General features: G+C 67.9%; 15 protein-coding genes. 4 read left to right on the top strand and 11 right to left on the bottom strand.

The window, feature by feature from the left end; translation table 11 throughout:
* Nucleotides 1-52 precede the first annotated feature (52 nt).
* Entirely contained in the window at nt 53-2,983 is a 2,931-nt protein-coding gene (uvrA, locus tag G7045_RS00220) for an excinuclease ABC subunit UvrA (RefSeq protein ID WP_166155652.1), read from the top strand.
* Between the two features lie 305 nt (nt 2,984-3,288).
* Here the strand turns inward: uvrA and G7045_RS00215 are convergent, their stop codons facing one another.
* The 5 genes from G7045_RS00215 to def form a co-directional block, all read right to left on the bottom strand.
* Nucleotides 3,289-5,259 carry a methyl-accepting chemotaxis protein gene (locus tag G7045_RS00215; RefSeq protein WP_166155649.1) on the bottom strand — a complete coding sequence of 657 codons (1,971 nt, stop codon included), beginning with the start codon at nt 5,257-5,259 and terminating at the stop codon, nt 3,289-3,291.
* Nucleotides 5,260-5,447: 188 nt separating this feature from the next.
* Complete coding sequence (gene pyrF, locus G7045_RS00210) at nt 5,448-6,272, bottom strand: orotidine-5'-phosphate decarboxylase (RefSeq protein ID WP_166155646.1); 825 nt, start codon at nt 6,270-6,272, stop codon at nt 5,448-5,450.
* A 53-nt stretch (nt 6,273-6,325) separates the two neighbouring features.
* Nucleotides 6,326-7,519 (bottom strand): phosphoglycerate kinase, encoded by a 1,194-nt coding sequence (locus tag G7045_RS00205; protein WP_166155643.1) that lies wholly within the window; start codon nt 7,517-7,519, stop codon nt 6,326-6,328.
* 86 nt (nt 7,520-7,605) lie between these two features.
* Entirely contained in the window at nt 7,606-8,568 is a 963-nt protein-coding gene (fmt, locus tag G7045_RS00200) for a methionyl-tRNA formyltransferase (protein WP_166155640.1), read from the bottom strand.
* 10 nt (nt 8,569-8,578) lie between these two features.
* Nucleotides 8,579-9,091 (bottom strand): peptide deformylase, encoded by a 513-nt coding sequence (gene def / locus G7045_RS00195; RefSeq protein ID WP_166155637.1) that lies wholly within the window; start codon nt 9,089-9,091, stop codon nt 8,579-8,581.
* 172 nt (nt 9,092-9,263) lie between these two features.
* Here def and G7045_RS00190 point away from each other — a divergent pair, with 172 nt between their 5' ends.
* A complete protein-coding gene (locus tag G7045_RS00190; RefSeq protein ID WP_166155634.1) occupies nt 9,264-10,472 on the top strand; it encodes a LysM peptidoglycan-binding domain-containing protein in 1,209 nt (402 codons plus the stop codon).
* Between the two features lie 11 nt (nt 10,473-10,483).
* On the top strand, nt 10,484-11,647 hold the full coding sequence (gene dprA / locus G7045_RS00185; RefSeq protein ID WP_166155631.1) for a DNA-processing protein DprA: 1,164 nt from the start codon (nt 10,484-10,486) through the stop codon (nt 11,645-11,647).
* Here dprA and G7045_RS00180 read toward each other — a convergent pair.
* From G7045_RS00180 to G7045_RS00160, 5 genes are all read right to left on the bottom strand, one after another.
* Complete coding sequence (locus G7045_RS00180) at nt 11,640-13,982, bottom strand: DUF1631 family protein (protein WP_166155628.1); 2,343 nt, start codon at nt 13,980-13,982, stop codon at nt 11,640-11,642. The two genes, dprA and G7045_RS00180, sit on opposite strands and share 8 nt — an antisense overlap.
* 19 nt (nt 13,983-14,001) lie before the next feature.
* The gene (gene secF, locus G7045_RS00175; RefSeq protein WP_166155625.1) at nt 14,002-14,955 is read right to left on the bottom strand and encodes a protein translocase subunit SecF; all 954 of its coding nucleotides are present in this window, start codon (nt 14,953-14,955) and stop codon (nt 14,002-14,004) included.
* A gap of 12 nt (nt 14,956-14,967) precedes the next feature.
* Entirely contained in the window at nt 14,968-16,869 is a 1,902-nt protein-coding gene (gene secD, locus G7045_RS00170) for a protein translocase subunit SecD (RefSeq protein WP_166155622.1), read from the bottom strand.
* Nucleotides 16,870-16,960: 91 nt separating this feature from the next.
* Nucleotides 16,961-17,296 (bottom strand): preprotein translocase subunit YajC, encoded by a 336-nt coding sequence (yajC, locus tag G7045_RS00165; RefSeq protein ID WP_166155619.1) that lies wholly within the window; start codon nt 17,294-17,296, stop codon nt 16,961-16,963.
* 203 nt (nt 17,297-17,499) lie between these two features.
* Nucleotides 17,500-18,621: a murein transglycosylase A gene (locus tag G7045_RS00160; RefSeq protein WP_166155616.1), complete on the bottom strand. Its 1,122-nt coding sequence runs from the start codon at nt 18,619-18,621 to the stop codon at nt 17,500-17,502.
* 124 nt (nt 18,622-18,745) lie between these two features.
* On the opposite strand from G7045_RS00160, the gene G7045_RS00155 reads away from it, so the two are divergent.
* Complete coding sequence (locus G7045_RS00155; protein WP_166155613.1) at nt 18,746-19,399, top strand: OmpA family protein; 654 nt, start codon at nt 18,746-18,748, stop codon at nt 19,397-19,399.
* On the opposite strand, the gene G7045_RS00150 is transcribed toward G7045_RS00155, so the two are convergent.
* Nucleotides 19,372-20,028 carry a response regulator transcription factor gene (locus G7045_RS00150; protein ID WP_240919243.1) on the bottom strand — a complete coding sequence of 219 codons (657 nt, stop codon included), beginning with the start codon at nt 20,026-20,028 and terminating at the stop codon, nt 19,372-19,374. The two genes, G7045_RS00155 and G7045_RS00150, sit on opposite strands and share 28 nt — an antisense overlap.
* Between the last annotated feature and the right edge of the window lie 15 nt (nt 20,029-20,043).

The following is a 20,043-nucleotide window of genomic DNA, read 5'->3' as shown; positions in this document are numbered from 1 at the left end:
CGCCGCGCCCATGTCCCTATGATGCTCGGTTTCACCCTCCACGCCGCCCACCATGGCCGAGACTGCATCCGCCGCCGAAGACGAAAACGCGGGCCGCCCCCTGTCCGAGGTGCTGCGCACGCCGCACATCAGCATCCGTGGCGCGCGCACGCACAACCTGCACAACATCGACCTGGACATTCCGCGCCAGCAGCTGGTCGTCATCACCGGGCTGTCGGGCTCGGGCAAATCGAGCCTGGCGTTCGACACGCTGTACGCCGAGGGCCAGCGCCGCTATGTGGAGAGCCTCTCGAGCTACGCGCGCCAGTTCCTCGGGCGGCTCGATAAACCCGATGTGGACTTGATCGAGGGCCTGTCGCCCGCCATCGCCATCGAGCAAAAGGCCACCAGCCACAACCCGCGCTCCACCGTGGGCACGGTGACCGAGATCCACGACTACCTGCGCCTGCTCTTTGCCCGCGCCGGCACGCCGCACTGCCCCGAGCATGGCGTGGCACTGGCAGCGCAGACCGTGAGCCAGATGGTGGACGCGCTGCTGGCGCTGCCCGAGGACACGCGCCTGATGCTGCTGGCGCCGCTGGCGCGGCAGAAGAAAGGCGAATTCACCGAGCAGCTGGCACAGCTGCAGGCGCAGGGCTATGTGCGCTTTCGCATCGACGGCCAGATGTATGCCCACGACGCGCTGCCGGCACTCAAAAAAACCGAGAAGCACGACATCGACGTCGTCATCGACCGCGTCAAGGTGCGCGCCGACATCGCCCAGCGCCTGGCCGAGAGCGTGGAGGCGGTGCTGCGCGTGGGCGCCGCCGAGGGCTCGGGCCGCGTGCTGGTGCTGGAGATGGACAGCGGCCGCGAGCACCTGTTCTCCAGCCGCTTCGCCTGCCCGCAGTGCAACTACAGCCTGCCGGAGCTGGAGCCGCGCCTGTTTTCCTTCAACTCGCCCAGCGGCGCCTGCCCGGCCTGCGACGGCCTGGGCCAGCAGGAGGTGTTCGACGCCGCGCGCGTCGTCGCCTTCCCCAGCCTGAGCCTGGCGGGCGGCGCCATCAAGGGCTGGGACCGGCGCAACGGCTTTTATTTTTCGCTGCTGCAAAGCCTGGCGGCGCACTACGGCGTTGACATCGAGATGCCGTTCGAGCAGCTGCCGGCGCTGGTGCAGCAGGTGGTGCTGTACGGCTCGGGCCAGGAGCAGATTGCCTTTACCTACCTGCTCGACAGCGGCAGCCGCAAGGGCCAGGCGGTCACCAAGGCGCATCCGTTCGAGGGCATCCTGCCCAATATGGCGCGCCGCTACCAGGAAACCACCTCCGCCGTGGTGCGCGAAGACCTGGCGCGCTACCGCAGCCAGCAGCCCTGCCCGGAATGCGCCGGCGCACGCCTGTGCCGCCCGGCGCGCCACGTGCAGGTGGGCGACGGGGCGCAGGCGCGCAGCCTGCACGCCATCAACCACATGACCCTGGCCGACGCCCTGGCCTGGTTCGGCCAGCTGCAGCTGCAGGGCGCCAAGGCCGAGATCGCCGCCAAGGTGGTGCACGAGATCGCCGCGCGCCTGGGGTTTTTGAACGACGTCGGCCTGTCTTACCTCAGCCTCGAACGCAGCGCCGAAACCCTCTCGGGCGGCGAGGCGCAGCGCATCCGCCTGGCGAGCCAGATCGGCTCGGGCCTGACGGGCGTGATGTACGTGCTCGACGAGCCCAGCATCGGCCTGCACCAGAGGGACAACGACCGGCTGATCGCCACCCTGACGCGCCTGCGCGACCTGGGCAACAGCGTCATCGTCGTCGAGCACGACGAGGACATGATCCGCGCCGCCGACCACTGCATCGACATGGGCCCGGGCGCCGGCGTGCACGGCGGGCGCGTGCTGGCGCAGGGCGACTGGCGCCAGCTGTGCGCGCAGCCGGCCTCGCTCACCGGCCAGTACCTGAGCGGCGCGCGCCGCATTGCGCGCCCGCCCACGCGCCTGCCCTGGCGCACGCAGGCACCGCAGGCACTGCGCGTGGTCGGCGCCAGCGGCAACAACCTGCGCAGCGTGACGGTGGACTTTCCGCTCGGGCTGCTGACCTGCGTCACCGGCGTCTCCGGCTCGGGCAAATCCACCCTCGTCAACGACACCCTGCACAAGGCGGCGGCGCGCCACATTCACCGCGCGCACGACGAGCCCGCGCCCTGCCAGGCGCTGCAGGGGCTCGACGGCATCGACAAGGTCATCAACGTCGATCAAAGCCCCATCGGCCGCACGCCGCGCAGCAACCCGGCCACCTACACCGGCCTGTTCACCCCCATCCGCGAGCTGCTGGCGCAAACGCCGGCGGCGCAGGAGCGCGGCTACGGCCCGGGGCGCTTTAGCTTCAACGTCGCCGGCGGGCGCTGCGAAGCCTGCCAGGGCGACGGCGTGGTCAAGGTCGAGATGCACTTTCTGCCCGATGTGTACGTGCCCTGCGACGTCTGCCACGGCCAGCGCTACAACCGCGAGACGCTGCAGGTGCAGTGGAAGGGGCTGGACATTGCCGCCATCTTGCAGCTGACGGTGGAGGACGCCCTGGCCTTCTTCCAGGACCAGCCGCCGATCGCGCGCAAGCTGCAGACGCTGCGCGACGTCGGCCTGAGCTACATCCGCCTGGGCCAGAGCGCGACCACGCTCTCGGGCGGCGAGGCGCAGCGCGTCAAGCTGGCGCTGGAGCTGAGCCGGCGCGATACCGGGCGCACGCTCTACATCCTCGACGAGCCCACCACCGGCCTGCACTTTGCCGACATCGACCTGCTGCTCAAGGTGCTGCTGCAGCTGCGGGGCGCCGGCAACACCATCGTCGTCATCGAGCACAACCTGGACGTGATCGCCGCCGCCGACTGGCTCATCGACATGGGCCCCGAGGGCGGCGCCGGCGGCGGCCAGGTGGTGGCCACGGGCACGCCCGAGGCCGTGGCGGCGCAGCCGGCGAGCCACACCGGGCGCTACCTGGGGCGTGTGCTGCAGGCCTTTTGACAGCGCCCTGCCGTCTGCTCACGCTGCGGTTTTTGCTCCCCTCCCCCCTCGCGGGGGAGGGGCCGGGGGAGAGGGGGCGCTGGCAGCACCTTGCCTATTCACCCCTCTCCCCAACCCTCTCCCGCAAGGGGAGAGGGAGTGCAAACCAGCGCCAAACAAGCGTTGTGCGCTATCAAAAAAGATGTGTGCATACATAAGCCCCCAGAGGGGGAGGGAGTGAAAGCCCGCATCAGGCAAACGTCGATTGCCAGAAAAAAGGCCGCTAGCGCTTACCAGTCAAGCGCGAGTAGCTCTCTTTTTGATAGCTATCGCAGGCGCTGCTGGGCGCTGGTGCGCGGCGCGCCGGCGCCGGCATCGAGGCGGAACACGGCCACGCCCTGCACCAGCTCCTGCGCCTGGCTGCTCAGGCTGCTGGCGGCGGCGGCCATTTCCTCGACCAGGGCGGCGTTTTGCTGCGTCGTCTGGTCCATCTGCGTCACCGCCTCGCCCACCTGGGCCACGCCCTGGCTTTGCTCGCGGCTGGCGGCGCTGATCTCGCCCATGATGTCGGTCACGCGGCGCACGGCGGCCACGACTTCGGCCATGGTGGCGCCGGCGCGATCGACCTGGGCGTTGCCCTGCTCGACGCTGCGCACGCTCTCGGTAATCAGCGCCTTGATCTCGCGCGCCGCCTGCGCGCTGCGCTGCGCCAGCTGGCGCACCTCGCCGGCGACGACGGCAAAGCCGCGCCCGGATTCACCGGCGCGCGCGGCCTCCACGGCGGCGTTCAGCGCCAGGATGTTGGTCTGGAAGGCAATGGCGTCGATGACGCCGATGATGTCGGCGATCTTGCCCGACGAGGCATGGATGCCGGCCATGGTGTCCACCACCTGCGCCACCTGCTCGCCCGCCTGCTGCGCCACCGTGCTGGCGTTGCCTGCCACCTGGCTGGCCTGGGCGGCGCTGTCGGCGTTCTGGCGCACGGTGGCCGTCATCTGCTCCATGGCGGCGGCCGTTTCTTCGAGCGCGCTCGCCTGGCTCTCGGTGCGCGCCGACAGGTCCTGGTTGCCCTGCGCGATCTGCACGCTGGCGGTGGCCACGCCGTCGGCGTTGCTGCGCACGCGCGAGACCACCTGCGTCAGGTGCGCGCGCATATCGAGCAACGCCGCCAGCAGGCGCCCGACCTCATCGCTGCCGTGCGCCAGGCGCGCGCCCGACAGGTCGCCCTCGGCCACCGCGTGCGCCAGCGCCACGGCCTGGTTCAGCGGCCCGGTGATCGAGCGCACGAACAGCACCATCAGGCCACCGGCGAGCAGCAGCGCCAGCAGCAGCGCCAGCGCCTGCAGCACCAAGGTGCGCTGCAGGCCGGCGACACGCGCCTGCAGCGCCTCGTCCAGGCTGCGGTAGGCCTGGGCATTGAGGGCGTACAGCGCATCGATGGTGCGGGTGTAGGTGTCGAAATACGCCTGCGGCGCCAGCTCCAGGGCGCTGGCGTTGATGAGTTCCTTGTCGGCCAGTTCCAGCGCCGCCAGCACCTGGGTTGCAGCCGCCTGCACCGGCTGACCAAGGGCGGCGGCAAATTGCGCCTGGCCCTGCAGGGCGTGCTCGAAATTGCGCTGCGCCTGGCCCTGCAGCTCCTGCACGCGCTGCACCTGCGCCAGCAGCAGGCCCTTGTTCAGCGGTGGCAGCTCGCGCCGCGCCAGAAAGCCCGAGCCCTGGGCCCGCATCTGGCCGAGTTTTTCCCCCAGCAGGGGCAGGTTGACCATGGCCGCCTGGATCAGGGAAAAGGTGTGCTCATCGGCTTCGAGCTGCAGGCCAAAGTGGTCCAGCAGCGCCTCGTTGATGCGCAACAGGCTGGCCACCAGCATCGTATGCTGGGCCGTGCTTTGCGCCTGCGTCAGGGCACGGCTGGCAACGCCGGCTTCGAGCTGCTGCCAGCCCTCGCGGGTGGTTTGCCATTGGCTGTGCAGCGTGCCCGGCAGGCCGCCCGCCTGCAGGTGGACGCTGGCAGCATCGAAGGCCTGGTTGAGCGCATCGCGCGCCGCCGGACGGCGCCCGGCCAGGGCCTCGTCGCCGCCCAACATGCCGGCCGACAGGCCCCGGTGCACCTGCATCTTCTGCACCACCTGGCCCAGCGCCTGCAGCGGCGCCGCGCCGCTGGCCTCGCGCTGCGCCTGGGCGATGCTGGCGCGCGCCTCGCGCAGGTAGAGGGCGGTGGGCAGCGCACTCATCAGCACCCCAATCAGGGCCAGGATGGAAAATTTCTGGAGCAGGCTCAGGCGGGACAGCAAAGACATGGTGGTGGGTGCGGCGAGCGCATCGATGCGGGGTTCAAAGGCAGCGGCGACTGTGGGTTCACACTCTGATCATGGTTTTAGCCCATGTCAACGCCTGCGCGCAGCCTGGTCACAACGTTGTTTAAGAACAAAAACAGCTGCTATCGCTTATGGATCAAGCGCCAGCAGCTATCAAAAAGAGAGTGCAATCAGTTTTTTGCCGCGTTGAGCTGCGCCCGGGTGCGCTCGGCGACGGTGCGCGCGGCCTGGGCAAAATCGGCGCCGCTGCTGGCGTAGAGCACGGCACGCGAGGAGTTGACGATGATCGGCCCGCCCGCGCGCAGCCCGGCGCGCACCGTGGCCACGGCGTCGCCGCCCTGCGCGCCGACGCCGGGGATGAGCAGCGGCAGCGTCGGCGCCAGGGCACGCACGCGCTCGATTTCCTCGGGGTAGGTGGCGCCCACCACCAGGCCGAGCTGGCCGTTCTTGTTCCACGGCCCCTGCGCCAGCTGCGCCAGGTGCTCGTACACCAGCGGCTGGCCGGGCACGCTCGCCAGGCGCTGCGCCTGCAGGTCGTCGCCACCGGGGTTGGAGGTGCGGCACAGCAGGAAGGCGCCCTTGCCCGGGTACTGCAGATAGGGCAGCACCGAATCAAAGCCCATGAAGGGCGAGAGCGTGACGGCGTCGGCGCCGTAGCGCTCAAAAGCCTCGCGTGCGTACTGCTCGGCAGTCGAGCCGATGTCGCCGCGCTTGGCATCCAAAATGATGGGCACGTGCGGCGCGCTGGCGCGCATGTGCTGCATCAGGCGTTCGAGCTGATCCTCGGCGCGGTGCGCGGCAAAGTAGGCAATCTGCGGCTTGAAGGCGCACACCAGGTCGGCGGTGGCATCGACGATGGCAGCGCAGAAGTCGTAAATCTTGTGCGCATCGCCCTGCCAAGCGGCAGGAAAGCGGCTGGGCTCGGGATCGAGCCCCACGCACAGCATGGAATCGTTGCGCGCCGTGGCGTCGCGCAGCATGTCGAGAAAGGTCATGGGGGGATTTTAGAGGCTGCAACCCGAGGGTGGCACCCCCTCCCCCCAGGCACTCAAGCGCGGGCGCGGCGCTCCAGAATCTCAAACGCCGGCAGGGTCTTGCCTTCGAGCACCTCCAGGAAGGCGCCGCCGCCGGTGGAGATGTAGCCCACCTGCTTTTCGATGCCGTACTTGGCGATCGCCGCCAGGGTGTCGCCGCCGCCGGCGATGCTAAACGCCTCGGCCTGGGCGATGGCCTGGGCGATGGCGCGGGTGCCGCCGGCGAACTGCTCGAACTCGAACACGCCCACCGGGCCGTTCCAGACGATGGTGCCAGCGGCCTTGAGCTGCGCCGCCAGGCGCGCCGCCGTCTCGGGGCCGATGTCCAGGATCATGTCGTCGGCAGCGACTTCGGTGGCTTTTTTCACCGTCGCCACAGCGTCGGCGGCAAAGGTCTTGGCGACCACCACGTCGGTGGGGATCGGCACTTCGGCGCCGCGTGCGGCCATGGCAGCGATCACCGCCTTGGCCTGGTCGAGCAGGTCGGGTTCGGCCAGGCTTTTGCCAATCGGCAGGCCGGCGGCGAGCATGAAGGTGTTGGCAATGCCGCCACCGACGATGAGCTGGTCAACGTTGTTGGCCAGGCTTTGCAAGATGGTGAGCTTGGTGCTGACCTTGGAGCCGGCGACGATGGCCGCCAGCGGGCGCTTCGGGTTCGCCAGGGCGGTCTGAATGGCGTCGATCTCGGCGGCCAGCAGCGGGCCGGCGCAGGCCGTCTTGGCGTACTCGGCGATACCGTAGGTCGTGCCTTCGGCGCGGTGCGCAGTGCCGAAGGCGTCGTTCACATAGATGTCGCACAGCTGCGCCATTTTTTGCGCCAGTTCGGGGTTGTTTTTCTTCTCGCCCTTGTTGACGCGGCAGTTCTCCAGCAGCACGACCTGGCCGGGTTGCACGTTCACGCCATCGACCCAATCGGCCACCAGCGGTACTTCACGCCCCAGCAGCTGCGACAGGCGCGCTGCCACGGGGGCGAGCGAGTCTTCGGGCTGGAACGCGCCTTCGGTCGGACGGCCCAGGTGGCTGGTGACCATGACGGCGGCGCCGGCGGCGAGCGCCATCTGGATGCAGGGCACGGAGGCGCGGATGCGCGTGTCCTCGGTGATGCGCCCGGCATCGTCCTGGGGCACGTTCAGGTCGGCACGGATGAAGACGCGCTGGCCCTGGGCCTGGCCCTGGGCGCACAAATCGGAAAAACGCAGGATGTTCATGGGTCGGTGTGGTGTGGGAGAACAACAATTCAATTGCGGCGCCGATTGTAGGCAGGCCGCCCCCACCTACGGCGCAGACCCCACCGTCAGGCGCCAGTGCCCAGCACCTGCCCCGGCTGCAGGGCAAAGCCACGCAGGAATTCCCCCGCCGCCAGGCGCTTTCCGCCAGCGCGCTGCAGCTGCGTCAGGCGCAGCAGGCCGCTGCCGCAGGCAACGACGACGCCGTCTGCATTTGCAGAAAGAATCTGGCCGCAAGCCGCATCTGGCAAGCGTGAGACGCTATCAATTTCGCAGCACCATAATTTAATTACCTCAGCCCCCAGGGTGGTGCTGGCGCCCGGAAACGGGTCGAAGGCGCGGATGCGGCGCGCAATCTGCGCGGCGTCTTGCGTCCAGTCCACGCTGCTCTCGGCTTTTTCGATCTTGTGCGCGTAGGTCACGCCCTCGGCCGGCTGGGGCTGCGGCTGCAGTTGGTCGGCCTGGGTCAGCGCCGCGACGATCAGGCGCCCGCCCTGGGCCGCCAGGCGGTCGTGCAGCCGCGCGGTGCTCTCTTGCGCGCCAATGGGCAGCGCCTCGCGCAGCAGCATGGCGCCGGTGTCCAGGCCAGCGTCCATCTGCATGATGGTGACGCCGGTCTCGGCATCGCCGGCCTCGATGGCGCGGTGGATGGGCGCGGCGCCGCGCCAGCGCGGCAGCAGGCTGGCGTGGATGTTCAGGCAGCCCCGGCGCGGCGCGTCGAGCACCCACTGCGGCAGGATCAGGCCGTAGGCGGCCACCACCATGGCCTCGGCCTGCACGGCGGCGATGGCGGCCTGCGCTGCCTGTGCGTCCTCGGGGAACTTGCCATCGAGGCGCAGGCTGCGCGGCTGCGCCACGGCAATGCCGTGCTGCAGCGCGCATTGCTTGACGGGCGAGGCTTGCAGCTTCATGCCGCGCCCGGCAGGGCGGTCGGGCTGGCTCAGCACCAGGGCCACCTCATGGCCGGCGGCAAGCAGCGCCTCCAGGGCGACGCGGGCAAACTCCGGCGTGCCGGCAAAAATCAGCTTCATGGGGCCGGGCTCAGTCGCGGGCGACTTCGCGCTGCTGCTTGAGCAGCTTGGTCTTGATGCGGCCCTGCTTGAGCTGCGAGAGGTAATCGACGAACACCTTGCCGCGCAGGTGGTCCATTTCGTGCTGCAGGCAGACGGCGAGCAGGCCCTCGGCCTCGATCACGCGCTCCTGGCCCTGGGCATCGAGGGCGCGCACGTGCACCGCCACCGAGCGCTCGACGCCGTCGTAGATGCCAGGCACCGACAGGCAGCCCTCGTCGCCGAGCTGCTTTTCAGGGCTGGCCCAGACGATTTCGGGGTTGATGACGACCATGGGCTGGTCGCGCTCCTCGGAGACGTCGATCACCACCACGCGCTCGTGCACGTCCACCTGCGTGGCAGCCAGGCCGATGCCGTTGGCGTCGTACATGGTGGCCAGCATGTCGGCCACCAGGGCCTGGATGCGCGCATCCACCGTTTGCACGGGGGCAGCCACCTTGTGCAGGCGCGGATCGGGGTAGCAAAGAATCGGGAGAATTGCCATGGTCAGAATGAAAATATGTCGTTATTTTCGCTATTTTTACGGACGCTTGCAGTTGCGTTTTCCAATAAGCGTTGCCCAATCAAGGGCTTGGGCTGAGAATCTGCGATCGTTTGACATGACTTTTTGCCGCCAGACTGGGCTCTGGTGGCGCCAATGAGAGGGGGCGTTTTCCATGCATCAACCCAATAACTACACCCAGGCCGTTACCTGCGCGCTGGGCTTGGCGGCCGCACTCGCCACCTCTGCGCCGGCCTGGGCGCAAGCGCGCTACCCCGTCACCGCCGCACAGCGCGCCACCGCCGAGCAGACCGCCGCCAAAGGCATTCCCGAGGCCGAGCTGGCCGCCAACGCCCCCGACACCTACGTCGTCAAGCGCGGCGACACGCTCTGGGGCATCTCCGGCATGTACCTCAAGCGCCCCTGGCGCTGGCCCGAGCTGTGGGGCATGAACATGCAGGCGATTGCCAACCCGCACCTGATTTACCCCGGCCAGACCCTGTACCTGGAACGCAACAACGGCATGGCGCGCCTGTCCACCAGCCGCAACGGCAGCACCGACGTGCTGCGCCTGTCGCCACGCACGCGCGCCGAAAGCCTGTCGGACCTGGCCCTGCCCACGCTCAAGCCGCATCTGATCGAGCCCTTCCTGGTCGAGCCCATCATCGTCGATGCAGATACGCTCGAACACGCCCCGCGCGTGGTCGCCACCACCGAGGAGCGCGTGCTCATGGCCAGCGGCGACAAAGCCTATGTGCGCGGCGACCCGGCCAAGCCCCTGCTGCGCGCACCGGGCGAGCCCCGACGCTTTCAGATCTACCGCAACGCCACCGCCCTGAAAGACCCAGTGACGGGCGAAATCCTGGGCTACGAGGCGCAGTACCTGGGCAAGGCCGATCTGCTGCGCGGCGAGGGGCTGGAGGAATCGGCCGACGACAAGGGCGGCGTGCAAGCCGATTACGTCCCAGCCACCGTGCAGATCACATCGGTCAAAGAAGAAATCCGCGCTGGCGATCGCCTGCTGCCAGCACCGGCGCGCGCCTTCACCAGCTACACGCCGCACGCGCCGCAGGTGCCGATTGATGCCCGCGTGGTCTCGATCTACGGCAGCTCGCCCGTGGCCTACGCCGGGCAAAACCAGGTGGTGGCCATCAACCGGGGCATCCACGACGGCATGGTGCCCGGCCAGGTGCTGCAAATCCTGACCAAGGGCGAGCGCATCGTCGATAAAACCGACCCCGAGCGCGCCACCATCAAGCTGCCGAGCGAGCGCAACGGTCTGGCCATGGTGTTCCGCACCTTTGACCGCGTCTCCTACGCCCTGCTCCTGCAAATCAACACCGGGGTGCGCGTGGGCGACCGCCTGACCAACCCGACCAACTAACACCCCCTGGCATGGAGCGCAGCGAACTTGCCGCCTGGCTGCGCCTGACGCTCACCCCGGGGGTGGGCAACCACACGGCGCGGCGCCTGCTGGCGCTGTGTGGCCTGCCGCAACAGGTGTTTGCCCAGCCCGCGCTGTGGCACGGCGCCGTCACCAGCGCCCAGGCACAGGCCCTGGCGCAAGAGCCGCCGGCGCTGGCCGCGCTGCTCGACACCACCTGGCAATGGCTGCAGCAGCCGCCCCCAGGACGCGCCCACGGCCTCTGGAGCCTGGGCGACAGCGCCTACCCCGCCTCCTTGCTCGCCACCGAAGACCCACCGCTGCTGCTCTACGCCCTGGGGCCGGCGGCGCTGCTGGCAACCCCCGCACCGCTGCAGGGGCTGCGCTGCCTGGCCATGGTCGGCAGCCGCAACCCCACGGCGCAAGGCGCGCAGACGGCGCAGCAATTTGCCCAGGCCCTGCACCAGGCGGGGCTGTGCATCGTCTCCGGCCTGGCACTGGGGGTTGATGCTGCGGCGCACGAAGGCGCCCTGGCTGCCGCCAGCCCTGGCCAGCTGGCGACGATTGCCGTCGTCGGCACGGGGCTTGACCGCGTCTATCCCAGCCGCCACCGCGCCCTGGCCCACCGCATTGCAGAGCAGGGCCTGCTGCTCAGTGAGTACCCGCTCGGCACCCCGCCGCTGGCGCAAAATTTTCCCAAACGCAACCGCATCATTGCCGGCCTGGCGCAGGGCACGCTGGTGGTGGAGGCCGCGTTGCAGTCGGGCTCGCTCATCACCGCCCGCCTGGCGGCAGAACAAGGGCGCGAGGTGTTTGCCATTCCAGGCTCCATCCACGCGCCCCAATCCCGGGGCTGCCATGCCCTGCTGCGCCAGGGCGCCAAGCTGGTGGAAACGGCGCAGGACGTGCTCGAAGAACTGCCGGCGCCTACCACCTTGGCAGCAACAACGGCAGCGCTTACAGCAGTAGCAGCGCCTGCAACGCCGCCTCCCGGGGCCGCCAGCGACGATCCCTTGCTCGCCGCCATGGGCTGGGACCCGATCGGGCTCGATGCGCTGCTGGCGCGCACGGGCTACGACACCGCCACCTTGCAGGTGCGGTTGCTCGAGCAAGAGCTTGACGGGCAGCTCGCGCGCCTGCCCGGGGGGCTGTTCCAGCGTCTGGCGCTCAGCTGAGCAGGCGCTCGGGATTGGCGTCGATCTTGGCCAGGGCGTCGCGTGTGGCGCGCACCGTCAGACCTTCTTCGTCCTGGGGCACCAACAGCCCCGCCTGCAAATAAGCGGCCAGGCGGCGCAGCTGGATGAGGTAGCACGAGCCATCGACCGCCGCCGCAAACAGGTGCAGCTGCTGGCGCGCGCTGTGCCACACGTACTGCACCTGGGCGGTGCTGCCGTTGTGGTCGAGCTGGTACCACACGCCCAGCGGCAGCTGCTGCGCCCAGGCGAGCATGGCCTCGTCCACCGGCGCGCCGGTGTCGGCAATGACCACCAGGCCCGTTGCATCCATGCCCAGCATCATCTCGATGTTGTCGCCCGACAGCGGCATGTCGCCGAGCGTGGCGTCGTCCATGAAGTCTTCGAGGTTGGCCAGGCGCTTGGCCATGGCCTCGATCTGCGCGGCTGGAATTGCCGCCGTCTTGGCAACGAAGGCCTCAGCCAGGGTGTCGGTGAGTTGCTTGATCTGCGCGTCCTGCGCCTCGCCCTCGGTGCCAATCAGCGCCAGGCCCTGGCGCAAGCGGGCGAGCAGGCCCGGCAGGCTCTGGATGACCTGGGCGCGCTCGCTGCGATTGGGTTTGGCGCTGGCAGCCCACACCAGATCGGTGGCAGTGCGCTTGTAGTGCAGGGTGTCGGCGTGCTGGGCGCCGTCGCGCACGGCCGACAGGGCCAGCACCTCGGCCCAGGTCTTGAACAGAAAGTCGCGGATTTCATCGCGCACCGGAATATCTTTGAGCAGGCTGCGCAGCTCGATGGTGTACTGGATGGCCAGCGTCTCGCGCTGCTCGACTTGTTGTGCCACCGACACCAGGCGCGCGGTGGATTGGCGCGCCGTCAGGAATTTGGCGAGGAATTTCTCGAATTCGTCGTACACCAGCTGGAATACGCGCTGGCCAGTCTCGGGGTACTGCTCGATCACCTGCACGATGCGCCGCACCTCGGCTTCAAGCGCTGTACCGTCGATGGCAGTGGCGTCAAAGCCCATGACGCAAGCGCCCATACGGTCAATCAGGCGCCGCGCCGGGTGGTCGAGGTTGCTGAAAAAATCCGGCTCGGCCAGCGCCACGCGCAGCACCGGCACCTGCAGGCGCGCAAACCACACGCGCACCTGCGAGGGGATGCGGTCTTCGGTCAGGATGCTCTGGAACATCAGCGCCACCACCTCAATGATGGCTTTCTCGCTCGCACTGGCGGCCTTTTTTTTCAGCTCGCTCGACTGCTCGCGCGCCTGGCCTACCAGCTGCACCACCACCTGTGGCCCTTGCGGCAGCACGGGTTGCAAGGTATCGAGGCCGCTGTAAAACGCGCTCGCCTGCAGGCGCTGCGCCGCCAGGGCCTGCGTCAACGCCTGGGTGGCGGGTGGCGCCTGCACCAAATCAAAACCCGTGACCGGCTGCGACAGCAGGCGCCGCAACTGCGCCATCACGCCCTGGGCCCGCATCCGCGCGCGCGCCACGGGCGTGGGCCCCAGGGGCAGGCCCGCTGGCGCCGACATGGCATAACCCGCCGGACGGCCCATGCCTGAGGCAGCATGTCCGGTGGACTGCGCCTGAACCAATGCCTGCGATGCCAGTCCACCCGGCCCGGAGCCCAGATGGCTGTGCCGGCTGTGGGGCGCCGCCGGGGCGCTGCTCGGGCCAGCATCCGCAGCGCGGCGCACGCGGGAGCGAAAGTCGGTATTGAGCACCACCCCTTGCTCGTCGTAGAGCTGCGCCACCACCTGGTACTGCGCCAGCAGCAATTCACCCAAAGCGCGCTGCAGCGGCTCCATGACGGTGTGCAAATCACCGCGTTGCAGACCGTTGTCCACCCATTGCTCGACCAGCAACAGGCAGCAGGTTTCGGGGCGCAGGATGTCGCTGCTGGGCAAATCCTGCTGCTCGAGCTGCTGCGTGCGCTGGCGCAGGGGATCGAACACCGCACCCGCCGCATCCATCAGCGGCAGCGCCATGCGCGAGGCGAGAATTTTGTTCTCCACCACGTCGTCGCCCAGCAGAGAAAGCCCCAGGTCCAGCGGCACGGGCGCCGAGCTGCGCGCGGTAGGCGCAGACGCCAATGCGCCCTGCCAGGCAAGCGCCAGGGCCCGGGCCCAAGCCTGGCGTTGATCGCGGTAGCGCTGCCAGCTGTCGCGTCGTTCCTGCATTTCGCGCGCCGTGCCGGTTTGCGCGATCAGCTGGTTGAGAAAATCGAGCAGCGCCTTATCGAGCTGCACGATGCCCGTGCACAGCCCCTGCACAAAGCGCTGGCGCGCCATGCGGGCCAAAGGGGCGTGGGGTGCGGAGGGCGGAGTGGGCATAGCCCGTCATCTTAGCGGCTCAAACCGTGGCACCGCTGTTGGGATCGTTCGGGTCGCCCTCTTCCTTTTTGCTGACCTTGACCAGGTCTTCACGCTTGACGCCCAGCCACATGGCAATGGCCGCCGCCACGAACACCGAGGAATAGATGCCGAACAGAATGCCAATGGTCAGCGCCAGCGCAAAGTAGTGCAGGCTCGGGCCACCGAAAAAGAACATGGACAGCACCATGGCCTCGGTCGAGGCGTGGGTGATGATGGTGCGGCTCATGGTGGAGGTGATGGCGTGGTCGATCACCTCGGAAGTGGAGAGCTTGCGGAATTTACGGAACGCCTCGCGGATCCGGTCAAAAATCACCACCGATTCGTTCACCGAATATCCCAGCACCGCCAGCACGCCGGCCAGCACCGAGAGCGAGAACTCCCACTGGAAGAAGGCGAAGAAGCCCAGGATGATGACCACGTCGTGCAGGTTGGCGATGATGGCGGCGACGCCGAACTTCCACTCAAAGCGCAGCGCCAGGTAGATGACGATGCCCAGCACCACCATGCCCAGCGCCATCAGGCCGCCGTGCACCAGTTCCTCGCCCACCTGCGGGCCGACGAACTCGGTGCGCCGCAGGGTAACTTCGGCGTCCTGGCTTTTGAGGGCCGAGAGCACCTGCTCACTTTGCTGCGCCGAGGTCACGCCTTTTTGCACCGGCAGGCGGATCATGACGTCGCGCGAGGTGCCGAAGTTCTGCACCACCACGTCCTGATAGCCCAGGCCGGCGACGGTCTCGCGCACCTTGCCAATGTCGGCCGTCTGCTGGTAGGCCACTTCCATCACCGTGCCACCGGTGAACTCCACCGACAGGTGCAAGCCACGCGTGACCAGGAAAAACACCGCCAGGGCGAAGGTGATGAAGGAAATCGCGTTGAGCACCAACGCGTATTTCATGAACGGGATGTCTTTTTTGATGCGGAAAAATTCCATGACTTTTCCTCCTTATGGATTGTCGCCACGCGCAGCGACCGAACGCACACCCGTGCCCTCTGCGGGCTTCCAGACCTGGCCGATAGCCAGGCTCTTGAGCTTTTTGCGGCTGCCGTACCAGAGGTTGACCAGGCCGCGCGAGAAGAACACGGCCGAGAACATGCTGGTGAGAATGCCAATGCAGTGCACCACGGCAAAGCCGCGCACCGGGCCGGAGCCGAAGGCCAGCAGCGCCAGGCCGGCGATCAGCGTGGTCACGTTCGAGTCCAGGATGGTGGCCCAGGCACGCTCGTAGCCGGCGGCAATCGCCGCTTGCGGCGAGACGCCGGCGCGCAGCTCCTCGCGGATGCGCTCGTTGATGAGCACGTTCGAGTCAATCGCCACGCCCAGCGCCAGCGCCATGGCGGCGATGCCGGGCAGGGTCAGCGTCGCCTGCAGCATGGACAAAATCGCCAGCAACATCAGCACGTTGACCGATAAGGCGATGGTGGAAAACACGCCAAACAGCATGTAGTACACGCACATGAAGGCTGCAATGGCGACCATGCCCCAGACCACGGAGTGGATGCCGCGTTGGATGTTGTCGGCGCCCAGGCTCGGGCCGATGGTGTATTCCTCGATGATCTCCATCGGCGCGGCGAGTGAGCCGGCGCGCAGCAACAGCGCCGTATCGTTGGCTTCGGCAGTGGTCATGCGGCCCGAGATTTGCACGCGGCCACCACCGATTTCCGAGCGGATCACCGGCGCCGTCACGACCTCGCCCTTGCCCTTTTCAAAGAGCACGATGGCCATGCGCTTGCCGATGTTGTCGCGCGTGATGTCCTTGAAGATGCGCGAGCCCTTGGCGTCGAGCACCAGGTTCACGGTCGGCTCCTGCGTCTGGCTGTCAAAGCCGGGCTGGGCATCGGTCAGGTTCTCACCCGTGAGCACGACCTGTTTTTTCACGATCACGGCCATGCCGTTGCGGTCGAGGTATTTTTCATCGCCAAACGGCACCGGGCCGCTGCCGAGCTCGGCCGAGCGCGCCTCGGTCGATTCATCGACCATGCGCACTTCCAGCGTCGCCGTGCGCCCCAGGATGTCCTTGGCCTTGGCCGTGTCCTGCACGCCCGGCAGCTGCACGACGATGCGGTCAAGCCCCTGCTGCTGGATCACGGGTTCGGCCACGCCCAGCTCGTTGATGCGGTTGTGCAGCGTCACCATGTTCTGCTTGAGCGCCTGCTCCTGCACCTTGCGCAGGGCCTCGGGCTTGATGGCCGCGCGCAGCTTGAAGCCGTCGCCGTCGGGGCTGCTGGTGGCCAGCAGATCGGGGAACTGGTCGGCGATCAGGTTGCGCGTGGCGGTGAGCTGGGCTTCGTCGCGCAGCTTGATTTCCACTGCCTGGCCGTCGCGGCTGATGCCGCCGTGGCGGATGTTCTTCTCGCGCAGGCTCGAACGCAGATCGCCGGCATAGGAGTCGGCCTTCTTGGTCAAGGCCGCCTGCATATCGACTTGCAGCATGAAGTGCACGCCGCCGCGCAGGTCCAGGCCCAGGAACATGGGCTGTGCATGAATGGCCTTGAGCCAGTCGGGCGAGCGCGAGACCAGGCCCAGAGCGACGATGTAGGGCGGGTCGCTGGCGTCGGGCACCAGGGCTTTTTGCACCACATCCTTGGCCTTGAGCTGGATGTCGGGCGTGGCAAAGCGCGCGCGCACCGAGTTGCCATCAAACGTGATGCCGTCGGGCGTGATACCAGCCTCTTGCAGCGCGGCTTCGACGCGCCCGAGCAGCGCCTGATCGACCTTGATGGTGGCTTTGGCCGACGAGACTTGCACCGCCGGTGCCTCGCCGAAGAAATTGGGCAGGGTGTACAGCGCACCCACAAGCAGCGCGATGACGAGGATCGCGTACTTCCAGACCGGATAACGGTTCATGATGGCGCTCTCAGCTCACTGAACAAGCAGTGTCAACAATGGCAAGGTAGCCAGGGGCGGGCAGGCCGCCCCGGGAAAAACAATTTACGACTTACTTCAGGCTGCCTTTGGGCAACACCTGGGTGACGGCGCTGCGCTGCAGCTGCACTTCGACGCCCTGGGCGACCTGCACGTGCACCGTGCCTTCGGCAATGCGCGTGACGGTGCCCAGCAGGCCACCGGCAGTCGCCACCTCGTCGCCCTTGGCCAGGGCGTCGATCATGGCCTTGTGCTCTTTCTGGCGCTTCATCTGCGGACGGATCATGACGAAGTACAGCACCACGAACATCAGCACCAGCGGCAACATGCCGGTGAGCTGGCTCATCATGTCGCCACTGCCGGCGGCAGCTGCAGGGGCGGTCTGGGCAAAAGCGGAAGAAATAAACACGGGGAAAAACTCCACAACGGTTGTGAAAATTCGCAAAACCGCCGGCAACCAGCAAGGCTGCAGGCAGGACAACAGAGCATTGTATGCGGCGTCAGTTCCCTGTCCGGGAGCGGTACCAGGCCCATCTTCAAGGGCTATTTAAGGCATAGAAACAGGCCCGAAGGCTTACACACAAAGCGCGAACAGCTATATTTTTTATAGCATTACCGTGGCCATAACACCCACAGGCGCAGCCCCTGCTTGAGGCGTCCGGCGAATTCACCCGCCTCGGGCCCCCAGCCGGCGAAGTAATCGGCGCGCACCGCGCCGACGATGGCGCTGCCGGTATCCTGCGCCTGCACCAGGCGCGCCAGCTGCACCTGCGGCCCGCTCGATGCCAGCCACACCGGCGTGCCGTACGGAATGCTGTGGCGATCGACCGCAATCGAGCGCCCCGGCGTCAGCGCCACGCCTTGCGCGCCCTTGGGGCCAAAGGCGGCATCCAGACCATCGAGCGGCTCTTCGCGGAAGAAGACATAGCGCGGGTTGCTCCACAGCAGCTCGTTCACCCGCTGCGGGTTCGCCGCCAGCCAGGCCTTGATGCCGGGCCAGGAGGCATCGCGCGTCGCCCCCTGGTCGAGCAGCCAGCGGCCCACGCTCTGGTAGGGGTGGTCGTTGGTGCCGGCAAAGGCCAGGCGCACCAGGCGCTGGCTGCCGTCAGCCTCGGTGATGCGCAGCCGCCCCGAGCCCTGGATGTGCAGCACCAGGGCGTCGATCGGGTCGCGCAGCCAGGCGATGGCGCGCCCGGCCAGCTGCGCCTGGGCCTCGGGCAGGGTGTCGATCTGCTGGCGCGTGTACCAGGGCTTGCGCGCCATGGCAGGCGGGCGGTACAGGGGCACGCCAAAGCCGTTGCCGGGCTGGCGTGCAGCGTCCAGCAGCGGCTCGTAGTAGCTGGTGAGCAGACCGTCGGGGTTGCCGTCGGCGGCCTCGACGCGGTAGGGCTGCAGGCGCGCCTGCAGCCAGGCGCGCTGCTCTGCGTCGCCAGCGATGGATAGGCGGCGCACCTCGGGGCACAGCGGGGCGAAGGCCGGCGCCGGGCGCTCGCAGCTTTTGAGCCAGGCGTTCCAGGCGTCGTGCAGATCGTCGCTGGCAAAGCCGGGCAGCTCGCTCCAACCCACCGCCACCCAGCGCGCCTTGCCCTGGCCCGGCGTGGGCAAGGCTGCGGCCGACGGAACCACCGGCGCCGGCGGGCTGACAACGGGGGGGGGCGACGGTGGTGTGGAGCAGGCGGCAAGCAAGGCGCCGAGCAGCGCCGTGCACAGCAGGCGCACAGAGACGGTTTTCATGCCCCGGATTGTGCGCGATGGCAGCCAAGCCTCATGGGTACGGACGCAGCGTCCGCAGCCCCGGGCGCTGGCCGTAATAATGCGCCATTCACCCCCCCCTCTTTTTTTCATCGGGAGATTGACCATGCGTACTTTGCACCGCTCTACCCTGGCCCTGGCTGGCGCCGCCTTGCTGCTGGCGGGCTGCGCCAATATGTCTGACACCCAACGCCGCACGGCCACCGGCGCCGGTGTCGGCGCCGTCGCTGGCGCCGTGGTCGGCGCCGCCACGGGCGGCAGCGTTGGTACCGGCGCGGTACTGGGTGCGGGCGTGGGCGCCCTGGGCACCTACATCTGGTCGCAGCACATGGAGCAGCAGCGCCGCGACATGGAGCAGGCCACGCGCGGCACTGGCGTGGGCGTGATGCAGACGGCAGACAACCAGCTCAGGCTCGATATTCCGAGCGATATTTCGTTCGATACCGGCCGCGCCGACATCAAATCGAACTTCGCCCCCATCCTGGAGCGCTTTGCCGAGGGCCTGCGCAACAACCCCAACGCCGAGGTGCGCATCGTCGGCCACACCGACAGCACCGGCAGCGACGCCGTGAACAACCCGCTGTCGCTGGCGCGCGCCGAGAGTGCGCGCAATTTTCTGACCATGCGCGGCGTCAGCGGCGCGCGCATCTGGGTGGAGGGCCGGGGCTCGCACCAGCCCATCGCCAGCAACGACAGCGCCGACGGGCGCGCGCGCAACCGGCGCGTGGAGATTTACGTCGGCGAGCGCCCGCGCGGCTGATCGTCTGCGCCCTCGGCGCCGCGCAGCAAGTTGGCCAGCTCCACGGCCGACTTGACCTGCATCTTGTCGAACACGCGCGCGCGGTGCACCTCCACCGTGCGTACGCTGATGCCCAGCTGGTCGGCAATGAGCTTGTTGGGCAGCGCGGCCACCACCAGCGCCATGACGTCGCGCTCGCGGTCGGTCAGCTCCTTCAGGCGCAGCTCCAGCTGCGCCTCGGCCTGCTGCGCCACCAGGGCCTGGGACGATAGCGCCAGCGCCTGCTCGATGCGATCGACCAGGGCGTTGTCGGAGAACGGCTTTTCAAAAAAATCAAACGCGCCGCGCTTGACGGTATCGACTGCCGTGCGCACGTCGGCATGGCCGGTGAGGAAAATCACCGGCAGCCCCGCCAGACGATCTTGCGCCAGCAGCTGGTCAAACAACGTCAGGCCGCTCATGCCGCCCATGCGGATGTCGAGCAGCAGGCAGGCGCTGTGCCCCAGCGGCCAGCGCTCTTGCAAGGCGCTGGCAAAGGCTTCGGCACTGGCAAAGGTTTCACTGTGCAGGCGGCGCGAACGCAGCAGCCAAGCCAGGGCTTCGCGCACGGCGGCGTCGTCATCGACGATGAAAACAGTGGCATTGTTCATGGGCTCTCTCACGCG

Origin of the sequence: Acidovorax sp. HDW3, from assembly GCF_011303755.1 — a bacterium.
In the GTDB taxonomy this organism is placed as follows: domain Bacteria; phylum Pseudomonadota; class Gammaproteobacteria; order Burkholderiales; family Burkholderiaceae_C; genus Paenacidovorax.
The sequence above is the reverse complement of the archived record's forward strand: the minus strand, read 5'-3'. Positions and strand labels throughout refer to the sequence as shown.

What these genes read in the sequence shown, in the direction of transcription:
- uvrA (WP_166155652.1), top strand. Translation starts at nt 53, where the DNA reads ATGGCCGAGACTGCATCCGCCGCCGAAGACGAAAACGCGGGCCGCCCC.
- G7045_RS00215 (WP_166155649.1), bottom strand. Translation starts at nt 5,259, where the DNA reads ATGTCTTTGCTGTCCCGCCTGAGCCTGCTCCAGAAATTTTCCATCCTG.
- pyrF (WP_166155646.1), bottom strand. Translation starts at nt 6,272, where the DNA reads ATGACCTTTCTCGACATGCTGCGCGACGCCACGGCGCGCAACGATTCC.
- G7045_RS00205 (WP_166155643.1), bottom strand. Translation starts at nt 7,519, where the DNA reads ATGAACATCCTGCGTTTTTCCGATTTGTGCGCCCAGGGCCAGGCCCAG.
- fmt (WP_166155640.1), bottom strand. Translation starts at nt 8,568, where the DNA reads ATGAAGCTGATTTTTGCCGGCACGCCGGAGTTTGCCCGCGTCGCCCTG.
- def (WP_166155637.1), bottom strand. Translation starts at nt 9,091, where the DNA reads ATGGCAATTCTCCCGATTCTTTGCTACCCCGATCCGCGCCTGCACAAG.
- G7045_RS00190 (WP_166155634.1), top strand. Translation starts at nt 9,264, where the DNA reads ATGCATCAACCCAATAACTACACCCAGGCCGTTACCTGCGCGCTGGGC.
- dprA (WP_166155631.1), top strand. Translation starts at nt 10,484, where the DNA reads ATGGAGCGCAGCGAACTTGCCGCCTGGCTGCGCCTGACGCTCACCCCG.
- G7045_RS00180 (WP_166155628.1), bottom strand. Translation starts at nt 13,982, where the DNA reads ATGCCCACTCCGCCCTCCGCACCCCACGCCCCTTTGGCCCGCATGGCG.
- secF (WP_166155625.1), bottom strand. Translation starts at nt 14,955, where the DNA reads ATGGAATTTTTCCGCATCAAAAAAGACATCCCGTTCATGAAATACGCG.
- secD (WP_166155622.1), bottom strand. Translation starts at nt 16,869, where the DNA reads ATGAACCGTTATCCGGTCTGGAAGTACGCGATCCTCGTCATCGCGCTG.
- G7045_RS00160 (WP_166155616.1), bottom strand. Translation starts at nt 18,621, where the DNA reads ATGAAAACCGTCTCTGTGCGCCTGCTGTGCACGGCGCTGCTCGGCGCC.
- G7045_RS00155 (WP_166155613.1), top strand. Translation starts at nt 18,746, where the DNA reads ATGCGTACTTTGCACCGCTCTACCCTGGCCCTGGCTGGCGCCGCCTTG.
- G7045_RS00150 (WP_240919243.1), bottom strand. Translation starts at nt 20,028, where the DNA reads ATGAACAATGCCACTGTTTTCATCGTCGATGACGACGCCGCCGTGCGC.